Origin of the sequence: Enterobacter cloacae complex sp. OE43NF (genome assembly GCF_023544405.1) — a bacterium.
Taxonomy (GTDB): domain Bacteria; phylum Pseudomonadota; class Gammaproteobacteria; order Enterobacterales; family Enterobacteriaceae; genus Enterobacter; species Enterobacter cloacae.
Window position 1 is genome coordinate 1 of the sequence record NZ_JAMJFW010000125.1, and the last position, 1,778, is coordinate 1,778.

Below are 1,778 nucleotides of genomic sequence, written 5' to 3' on the forward strand. Positions count from 1 at the left end.
GCGTGTGGTCAACAGGTGCGTTTTTTCGATGAGAACAGTGGTGCCGAAGGGATCCTGCCGGTCTGGTTACCCGGCCACACGCCCGGACATACCGGGTTTCGCATTCACTCGCATGACAAGGACTTACTCATATGGGGAGATATTGTCCACTACCCGCATATACAGTCTGCCCTGCCGGAGGTTTGCATCGCCTTTGACGCGGATCCTGCACAGGCCGAAGCAACGCGTAAAGAGGTGCTGGAACGCGCGGTCAGGGAGAATCTGCTCGTTGCGGGAATGCATATCGGGCCGCAAGGTTTTGCGCGCGTTCTCCGTATGGGAAGTGGATATCGACTCTCTTACTCTGGTTAAGACGTCAGGCTTGTTCATTCGCGTTCAGCATACGGGCTTTTCTCTTTCGTCAATCCAGCGCATCAATTTCGGAAGCTGCGTTTCTGAGAATACCGCGATCCCATGTTCAGCGAGTAATGCTGCCGCGACACCCATCCCCGTGTTGCGCACGCCGCTAAAAGAACCATCATAGATATGCTGGCTCCCGCAGGTTGGGCTGCCATCCGTGAGCAGCGCCGCGCGACAGCCATGCTCCTGTGCGGTACGTAGCGCCAGCCAGGCGGCAAGCTGATAGTGCTCGGTGACATCCTGGCCCGTATTCTCAATGATTCTGGCCTGCCCGCGCATGACATCCCGACCGTCGGCCGACAAAATCTCTGCTGGTGGTCGGGGCACCGGCAACCCGGCAGCCAGTTCAGGACAGTGGATCACTAACCGCTGCTCCGCTTGCCAGCGGGAGAGTTGCGCCATCGCCTTCGCTTTTTCGCTGCCGTTATAACGCACCCTGAACCCCATCAGGCACGCACTGACCAGAATTTTATTTATCATCGCTTCCCTGTCGTGTAGATGATGAAAGTGAGGAAGTGTAACACGCTGCGGGTACTGGCGTGGATGGTGAGGGTTGGCTGTGTGCGCGACGTGCACGTACTTATCACATCAACGTCAATCAATTCAGCCCCTGCTAACCAGATCTTCGCGCGTTGGGCCTTGAAAATAGATGTGGCTGATATGGCAACTGCGAGGTTGCATCAGTACAAAACGAATGGTTTCCCAGACCGAGCGCCCGTTCAGCAGACCGTCCCCCATTCTGGATTGATCATCAAAAGCTGGCTCTAATCCGGTATTTTCGAAATCGGGTGGATACAGACCAGTAACACGTATGTTTTCTTCAGACATTTGCCGCGACAGTTTCGTTATAAACCCGCTCAGCCCATGTTTACTGGCGAAAAAAGCGGGATGCGCAATTGAATCGGTGAAATTCGGGATCCCACAGGTAGAGATAATCGAGATGATATCAGCGCTGGCTGAACGTCTTAATCCGGGCAGTAATGCCTGAGTCAAGAGAATCGAACCAGTCAGACCTGAACTGATGGTATTGATAATTTCTGTGTCTGGCTGATCGTCAAACCTTCCTGACAACCACTGAGCAGCATTGAGGATTAAAATGTCTACAGGCTTGTCTGACGTTAACAGCTGTGAAGAAAACTGAGAAATGGAATCAGGTTGGGTTAAATCACAGAGATACCCTTTTGCCATGCCGCCTTCAGCAGTGATGATGCTGCAGGTGTTTTGAATATCATCAGCGCGCCGCGCGCAAAAATCCACCTCGACGCCTTCTCGTGCCAACCACACGCACAACGCCTGTCCAAATCCCCCGCCGCCGCCAGTAATGACGGCTCTTTTACCTCTCAGCATCTTCATGTCTCCGTTTGTAGTGATTATGTGTT

At 53.3% G+C, this 1,778-nt stretch carries 3 protein-coding genes; 1 reads left to right on the top strand and 2 read right to left on the bottom strand.

Going from position 1 to position 1,778, the window contains the following annotated elements; all coding sequences use genetic code 11:
- Nucleotides 1–351 (top strand): MBL fold metallo-hydrolase (locus tag M8370_RS23240; RefSeq protein WP_250021860.1); only part of this gene is annotated, 351 nt, incomplete at its 5' end.
- Between the two features lie 24 nt (nt 352–375).
- Here M8370_RS23240 and M8370_RS23245 read toward each other — a convergent pair.
- Together M8370_RS23245 and M8370_RS23250 are read right to left on the bottom strand one after the other, a co-directional pair.
- Nucleotides 376–879, bottom strand: coding sequence for a 2-thiouracil desulfurase family protein (locus M8370_RS23245; RefSeq protein WP_250021861.1), 504 nt, complete (start codon nt 877–879; stop codon nt 376–378).
- Nucleotides 880–1,002: 123 nt separating this feature from the next.
- Entirely contained in the window at nt 1,003–1,746 is a 744-nt protein-coding gene (locus tag M8370_RS23250; RefSeq protein ID WP_013096733.1) for an SDR family oxidoreductase, read from the bottom strand.
- Nucleotides 1,747–1,778 lie beyond the last annotated feature (32 nt).

What these genes read in the sequence shown, in the direction of transcription:
- M8370_RS23250 (WP_013096733.1), bottom strand. Translation starts at nt 1,746, where the DNA reads ATGCTGAGAGGTAAAAGAGCCGTCATTACTGGCGGCGGCGGGGGATTT.
- M8370_RS23245 (WP_250021861.1), bottom strand. Translation starts at nt 879, where the DNA reads ATGATAAATAAAATTCTGGTCAGTGCGTGCCTGATGGGGTTCAGGGTG.